The sequence below is a fragment of the Candidatus Limimorpha avicola genome (genome assembly GCF_056978975.1).
The window spans coordinates 1-6,581 of the sequence record NZ_DBMCYK010000030.1 but is presented as its reverse complement, the minus strand read 5'-3'; the positions used below and the strand labels follow the sequence as shown (position 1 = coordinate 6,581).

Here is a 6,581-nt window from a genome sequence, read left to right as displayed (position 1 = left end):
AAAATCAGATTAAATCTGGTAAATCTTATAAACATAGTAATGACCCGTCAACCCCAAACAGTAATGGATGACGCATATCTGTACATACGCCCCATTATGAGCAGGTGCCGTTTGAAGTGCCAAGTAATTGGGCGTGGACAACGTTAGGGGAAATAAGTAATTATGGCGACAGTAATAATGTTTCTGTCACAGATATTGCTGATGATGAATGGATACTAGAACTTGAAGATTTGGAAAAAGATACAGCTTCCATTATTCAGATATTATCGAAAAAAGAAAGAAATATCAAAGGTGTACGTCATAAATTCAAAAAGGGCGATGTACTATATTCCAAATTGCGTACATATTTGAATAAGGTATTGGTTGCCCCTCAAACTGGGTATTGCACAACTGAAATTATTCCATTCAATTCATATTGTGGTATTTCAACACATTACTTGTGCCATGTGCTGCGCTCTGCATATTTTCTTGATTATACACAGCAATGTGGTTATGGTGTAAAAATGCCGAGATTAAGTACAAATGATGCATGCAAAGGAATGATACCTTTACCTCCTTTTGCCGAACAACACCGCATCGTGGCTGAAATAGAAAGGTGGTTTTCTTTGATTAATATTATAGAGAACAACAAGGAAGATTTGCAAACCGCCATCAAGCAAGCCAAGAATAAGATTCTTGACTTTGCTATTCGCGGTAAACTCGTGTCGCAAGACCCCAATGATGAACCTGCTGTTGAGTTATTGAAGCGTATAAATCCTGAATTTACACCTTGTGATAACGGGCATAGCAGGAAGTTACCCCAAAATTGGTGCTGGGCAAAAGGAATGTTTATTTTTTCTCCAATGAAGTCTGTACAACCCACAGGAGAAACGTTCCAATATATTGATATTGATTCCATTGATAATGTCCGACAAACTGTTAAGGAGACAAAAGTCATAAAAAGCAGTAATGCGCCAAGTAGAGCTAGCCGTTATACTCAAAAAGGTGATGTAGTTTTCTCAATGGTTCGTCCATATTTACGTAATATAGCTAAAGTTTGTTTTAATGATTGTATAGCATCAACAGGATTTTATGTCTGTAGTCCATTGGATATGCTTCATCCAGAGTTCTGTTATTATCTAATGATTTCTGATTATGTGGTAAATGGATTAAATCAATTTATGAAAGGGGATAATTCTCCATCCATTAAAAAAAGGGATATTGATAATTGGTTATTTCCTCTACCTCCTTTTGCCGAACAACAGCGTATCATCGCTAAAATAGAAGAGTTATTTTCAACTCTTGACAATATTCAAAAAGCCTTAGAAGCGTGATATAATACGCTTCTAAGGTCTTACATTACCAATTTACTACCTTGTCAACAATTTTTTGTTGTTCGCTGGCAGTACGACGTAGATAGATACGAGTTGTTTCAATACTCTCATGCCCCATGAGGTCGGCAAGTAATGCAAGGTCATTGAAACGGTCAAGAAAGTTTTTGGCAAAGCGGTGGCGGAAAGAATGGGGATATACCACATCCTTGTTCAAACCGTATTTCTCGGCGAAGTGTTTTAGCTGTTGCGCTATACCTCGTGTTGTAATACGTTGCCCAAAACGGTTAAGGAAAATATAACCGCTTGTTATGCCCTTACTTTTCAACCATTGGGTAGCTTCACTTCGTAGATTCTTGGGAATATAAAGGCGGCGTATCTTTCCCCCTTTGCTATAAAGGTCAAGATAACCCACCTTCACATGTTCCACCTTGATGTGTAGCAGCTCGCTCACACGGGCACCTGTAGCGGCCATAAACCAAACCACAAAGTACCAGTCATCATATCCATCCGCTTTTAGCCTTGTTTTCAGAAACTTATAGTCAGCATCGCTGATTACGTTTTCCAAGAAGTTTTTCTGTTGCACCTTAACGAATTTTACCTTCAATTTGTCCTGTTTGATAAACTCCAGATACTTGTTAATGCCCTGCAAACGGAGATTGACGGTATGCGGTTTGAAGTTCTCCACCAAGTAGCCCTTATAGGCCAACAGATTTTTCTTATTCACTTCTCCATAGTGACTGAGAAAGTAGTTCACCGTCCACACATACGATGTCACGGTATTCTTTGCCAAATTCGTTTTGGCGAGATAATCTTTGAATCTTGTTATCATATACATTAATTTTTGATGAATACGATAACAATATAAAGCGCAACCTAACGGGCATTATCCGCAGTTGCCCAAAGGATGGATTAATGTAACCATTAAAGACGTATGTAAAAACATCAATGGATTATGGAAAGGAAAGAAAGAACCATTTGTAAATGTTGGAGTTATACGCAATGCCAATTTTACAAAAGACTTCAAGTTAGATTATTCTAATATAGAGTATATTGATGTGGAAGAACGAGCTTTTGCACAGCGTCATTTGTTGAACGGAGATTTGATTGTAGAAAAATCTGGAGGTAGTGATAATAATCCAGTTGGCAGGGCTGTTTTATATGAAGGGAATAGTGGGGTATTTTCTTACAGCAATTTTACAATGGTTTTAAGAATAAAGTATAAAGAGCTCGTTTTAAGCAAGTTCTTGTACTATTATATATTGGCAAAATATAAGGCAGGGGTAATGAAATCTATGCAAACTCAGACCACTGGTTTACATAATTTAATTCTTGACAAATATCTTTCAATGCCGTTATATCTTCCACCATATTCAGAACAAGAACGTATCATAAATAAAATTGAAGATATGTTTGAAAAACTTGACGCAATAATGGAGAGCTTATAAATTCTCCATTATTGCATCAAATCTGTTTAATGCCGCATTTATTGCAGCCACAATCCTTACTTGCTCATTATAAGGCGGTACAGGCACTTCTATTGTCTTAAATAGTTTTTTGTCCAAATGAGGTATTGCCGAACCTACTTTGTTCTCACGTAAAGCTTTACGATGTAAGTTTATAACGTATAAGAGGTAGTTTGCACACATGTTTTCATTGATGTGTAGTTGTTTAAATGTGCTACCTTGATAACCCTCAATCGGTGTTCTGAACACTTCACCGGAATTTTCTCCGTAAGCATTCGGACAAATGCACCTTTTACACCTTGAGGTTTGATTGTAGCTTTGCGGCAGCGAATACAATCAAACCTCAATTATTATGAACAGACTGGAATTTGAAGAATTGGAATTACAGGTACAACAAAGCGGCCTGCCGTTGAAGTCGTACCTACAACAGATAGGTGTAAGTTATTCAACCTATCATTACTGGCGTAGAAAATGTTCGGTTGACAGGAACAGTATCAAACAGGAGCTGGTTCCCGTCAGTATTAAACAGTCAGTCATGGAATCGTCCCCTGAAGGACAAGTGCCGCATGGTGTGTCCGTTCTGTTTCCCAACGGTCTTCGTGCCCACTTCGGGAACGGGTCAGAAGAGATACTGATGGAGCTGTTCACCCAAAGTCTTCGAGGCGGCCATGTTTAACCTGAACGACACGATGCGCTACTTCCTGTGTCCGGGCAGGACAGATATGCGCAAGGGTATCAGTTCGCTGTGCGGAGTGGTACATGAGAAGATGAACAGCGAAGTGAAGAACGGTGATGTCTTCATCTTCATCGGCTCCAGCCGTAGGCTCATGAAGTTGCTTCATGCGGAAGACGGAGGTATGGTGATGTATGTAAAACGCCTGGAGGCAGGCCGCTTCAAACTGCCGGAGTACGATCCCCAATCAAACAGCTATCCCATGGAATGGCGCGACCTGGTGATGATGGTCGAGGGCATCCAGGAAAACCCGGGACAAAGATTACGGCGGTTGAGGGCAGAGCGCAAGGAATACCATATATGATATTTTCAAGTAAACAAAAGTGCGGGCATTGTTGTGTAATTCACTAATAATTAGTATCTTTACATCAACAAAAAGAAACAGGCAATGGATGAAAAGGATATATTAATCAAGACGATAGAAGGGCTGAACGCCTCTATTGCTTCATTGTCTGCCACGAACAAAAAACAGGCGGAACAGATTAAGAATCTGCAGGAACGTATCAAGGAGTTGACGGCCCAGGTCGCATGGCTGAACCGTCAACTCTTTGGGCGTAAATCGGAGAAACTTCGCATATATGATCCTAATATGCCCGATCTCTTTGCCGACGAGTTTTCCGGACTTCGGCAACTGGCGGAAGAAAAGCGGGACGAGGCCGTGGAAAAGATTGAAAAGGAACCTGCAGAAGCCCGGAAGCAGAATCGTCAGAACCGCAAAATGACAGAGGACCTGCCCGTGCTCGAAACCGAGATTATAGAACCGAGCGGTGTGGACCTGTCTTTATACCGTAGAATAGGAGAAGAGACGACCAGGGTCGTCAAACACAAGCCGGGGATGCTTTACGTCAAGGAAATCATCCGTCCCAAATATGCGCTCAAGGACAGCACCGGCCTTCCTCCCGCCGGACAGAAAGGTGTGGAGATGGCTCCCATGCCGCTGATGCCGGTCGACAAGTGCATCGCCGACACCAGTCTGCTTGCTGAAATATTGCTTCAGAAGTATGAATATCATGTCCCGTTCTACCGTCAGATACAACAATACCGCCATCTTGGAATGAAAGGTCTGACCGAAAGTACACTGGACGGCTGGTTCAAGAAAACCGTGGAAGTGCTTAAACCTCTGTATGAAGAACTCAAACGGGAAGTCTTCTCCTGCGACTACGTACAGGCGGACGAGACTACCGTTCCGGTCATCAACAGGGAAAAGCACAAGGCCGACAAGGAATATCTTTGGATGGTAAGATCAGTCATGGAGAAACTGGTCATCTTCCATTACGAAGAGGGATCACGGGCCGGAGCGGTCATCGAATCCCTGGCAAACCAATATCACTTCAAGGGATATCTTCAATGCGACGGTTTTGCAGGCTATGAGACAGCCTTCAGGGCCAACCCCGACGTGCGGCTGCTCAACTGTCTGGTGCATGTCCGACGTCATTTTGAACAGGCTTTGGATGAAAACAGGGAAATGGCCGAACATGGCCTGACCCAGATACAGCATATATACAAGATTGAGCACTGTTGTGACAAGGCGGGCCTCTCGTACGATGAACGGAAGGCGAAACGCCGGGAGCTGTCCAAACCAGTCATGGATGCCATGAAGGCGTGGATGGAAACGGAAGGTATCAAGTACAGCCCCAATTCCCAAATTGGGAAAGCCATCACGTATGCCTATGCCCGATGGGACAACATGACGAGATGTCTGGAGGACGGGCGCCTGCTTTGGGACAACAACCTGGCTGAAAATGTCATCCGGCCGATTACCCTGGGACGGAAAAATTACCTCTTCTGCGGCAACCATGAGGCGGCGGTTAACATGTCGGTCATCTGTTCCCTGCTGGCCACCTGTAAGGCACATGATGTAAATCCAAGGGATTATCTGAATGATGTCATTGCCCAAATGCCCTATCACAAAAAGGCAACTCATGAGGAACTATTGGAACTTCTTCCGCACAAATGGAAGCTGCAACATCCGGAAAGTGTATTGACAAAACAAGGGGAGGAATCCGGCAACCAGTGCTGACTGCAACATATAGGTTCAACAAAACAATAGCAACTGCAACTATCAGGTGCATAGTGACAGTCGCTATTGTTGTATATAAAGGTTCAATACCTGTAGTTTAACGAATGCTTACTTTTCTCCATCGACTAAAATCAAAAGACTATTTGCTGCCACATATTTGCCACTTTTTAAAATCTTAAACTCTCGCCCTCCTCTTAGATATTTTACATCAAGGTTTGGCATTTCTTTGCCGTCAACTTTTTCTCCATCCACCAAAGAACATAACATTTGCATCGGAACTACTGCCCACCCAATTGGCAACTGCGGATAATGCCCGTTATCACAAGGTGTGAAGTCAGAATTTATACGTTTCATCAGTTCGATGGCAGGTTCATCATTCGGGTCTTGGGATACAAGCTTACCGTGAATTGCCAAGTCAAGGATTTTGCTTTTTGCTTGCTTGATTGTTATCTGCAATTCCGCTTTGCTATGCCCTATTTGATCTATCAAAGCAAACCAATTTTCTATACTTTGAGAAATTCTCTGTTGTTCTTTTAATGGAGGAACAGGAATCATGACTTCATTAATTGTACTGACAGACAATCCTGGTTGTGCCGTAGAAGTAGCATATTGATTTAAATTCAAATACAACAATGTATTTATGACCCAAGGAATATTTGTTTTACAATATGTATCAACGACTACTGCATGTTCGGTTGCATAAAATTTCCCATTGGCTTCATTTACATTACCACATAATGCACCCTGTCTTCCAATTAAAGGAAAATGCCCTTCTTTATTATAGCTGCCAACATATCCTCTGAGTCCATTTCCACCATAGCAGGGATAACAATGGGCTGTATCTTGTTTAGCAGAAATATCTTTCGCTGTAATATTTTTACCGGCTTGTAAGGTGAATATTTCTCCTAAAGTCGTCCATGTCCAATTACTTGGCACCTCAAACGGCACATTCTCATAATGGGGCGTATCAGAAGTCTTTGCAGACTTTTTACTCCTTTTTATCTTCCCTTCTTTTATCAAGCGCTCTTTCTCTGCCTTGATGCGTTCAAGCA

The 6,581-nt window shown here is 42.0% G+C and carries 8 protein-coding genes; 5 read left to right on the top strand and 3 right to left on the bottom strand.

Annotated features, from left to right (window positions below; translation table 11 throughout):
• Positions 1–74 precede the first annotated feature (74 nt).
• Positions 75–1,313 carry a restriction endonuclease subunit S gene (locus tag ACZOVS_RS10150; protein WP_483997115.1) on the top strand — a complete coding sequence of 413 codons (1,239 nt, stop codon included), beginning with the start codon at positions 75–77 and terminating at the stop codon, positions 1,311–1,313.
• A 25-nt stretch (positions 1,314–1,338) separates the two neighbouring features.
• Here the strand turns inward: ACZOVS_RS10150 and ACZOVS_RS10145 are convergent, their stop codons facing one another.
• Positions 1,339–2,142, bottom strand: coding sequence for a tyrosine-type recombinase/integrase (locus ACZOVS_RS10145; protein ID WP_087249169.1), 804 nt, complete (start codon positions 2,140–2,142; stop codon positions 1,339–1,341).
• 64 nt (positions 2,143–2,206) lie between these two features.
• On the opposite strand from ACZOVS_RS10145, the gene ACZOVS_RS10140 reads away from it, so the two are divergent.
• Positions 2,207–2,758 (top strand): restriction endonuclease subunit S, encoded by a 552-nt coding sequence (locus ACZOVS_RS10140; RefSeq protein ID WP_249054980.1) that lies wholly within the window; start codon positions 2,207–2,209, stop codon positions 2,756–2,758.
• Here the strand turns inward: ACZOVS_RS10140 and ACZOVS_RS10135 are convergent.
• Positions 2,753–3,112, bottom strand: a complete 360-nt coding sequence (locus ACZOVS_RS10135) for a restriction endonuclease subunit S (RefSeq protein ID WP_483997114.1) — start codon at positions 3,110–3,112, stop codon at positions 2,753–2,755. The two genes, ACZOVS_RS10140 and ACZOVS_RS10135, sit on opposite strands and share 6 nt — an antisense overlap.
• 16 nt (positions 3,113–3,128) lie before the next feature.
• Between ACZOVS_RS10135 and tnpA the strand changes: the two genes are divergently transcribed.
• The 3 genes from tnpA to tnpC all read left to right on the top strand — a co-directional run bounded on the left by tnpA (position 3,129) and on the right by tnpC (position 5,529).
• Entirely contained in the window at positions 3,129–3,452 is a 324-nt protein-coding gene (tnpA, locus tag ACZOVS_RS10130; protein ID WP_483997113.1) for an IS66 family insertion sequence element accessory protein TnpA, read from the top strand.
• On the top strand, positions 3,445–3,813 hold the full coding sequence (gene tnpB / locus ACZOVS_RS10125; RefSeq protein WP_483997112.1) for an IS66 family insertion sequence element accessory protein TnpB: 369 nt from the start codon (positions 3,445–3,447) through the stop codon (positions 3,811–3,813). Before tnpA ends, tnpB begins: the two co-directional genes overlap by 8 nt.
• An 84-nt stretch (positions 3,814–3,897) precedes the next feature.
• On the top strand, positions 3,898–5,529 hold the full coding sequence (gene tnpC, locus ACZOVS_RS10120; protein WP_483997111.1) for an IS66 family transposase: 1,632 nt from the start codon (positions 3,898–3,900) through the stop codon (positions 5,527–5,529).
• A 108-nt stretch (positions 5,530–5,637) separates the two neighbouring features.
• Here tnpC and ACZOVS_RS10115 read toward each other — a convergent pair.
• Positions 5,638–6,581, bottom strand: a 944-nt coding sequence (locus tag ACZOVS_RS10115; protein WP_483997110.1) for a restriction endonuclease subunit S, incomplete at its 5' end; no start/stop codon positions are given.

Excerpts from the sequence above, each read along its gene's own strand:
- tnpB (WP_483997112.1), top strand. The coding sequence starts at position 3,445 with ATGTTTAACCTGAACGACACGATGCGCTACTTCCTGTGTCCGGGCAGG.
- ACZOVS_RS10145 (WP_087249169.1), bottom strand. The coding sequence starts at position 2,142 with ATGATAACAAGATTCAAAGATTATCTCGCCAAAACGAATTTGGCAAAG.
- tnpA (WP_483997113.1), top strand. The coding sequence starts at position 3,129 with ATGAACAGACTGGAATTTGAAGAATTGGAATTACAGGTACAACAAAGC.
- tnpC (WP_483997111.1), top strand. The coding sequence starts at position 3,898 with ATGGATGAAAAGGATATATTAATCAAGACGATAGAAGGGCTGAACGCC.